At 51.6% G+C, this 273-nt stretch carries 1 pseudogene; it reads right to left on the reverse strand.

The window, feature by feature from the left end:
* Positions 1 to 273 (reverse strand): annotated as a pseudogene (locus SB756_RS30090) (hypothetical protein); the annotation flags it as partial.

A 273-nucleotide genomic window follows, 5' to 3' on the forward strand; every position in this document is an offset into this window, starting at 1 on the left:
CGTGACGTTGCCGTCAACGGCACGCGTCTGCAAACGCTCAACGACGAGCGAGAAATGCAGGCTGAACGCGTTCAGTACTGACTGGTTGTAACGTTCAATCATCATGTTGCTGGCGGCGCGCGTGCCTTCGAGATTGGCATTCAACCGTCCACCGTCAAACAGCGGCAATTTCAGACCCGGGATGAAGTTGAACTGGCGACTGGTTTTTTTGAATAAGGTATGCAGATGGATGGAGTCCAGACCGAAAAACGCTTTGATATCAAAGCTCGGATA

Source organism: Pseudomonas sp. SIMBA_068, assembly GCF_046534705.1.
In the GTDB taxonomy this organism is placed as follows: Bacteria; Pseudomonadota; Gammaproteobacteria; order Pseudomonadales; family Pseudomonadaceae; genus Aquipseudomonas; species Aquipseudomonas putida.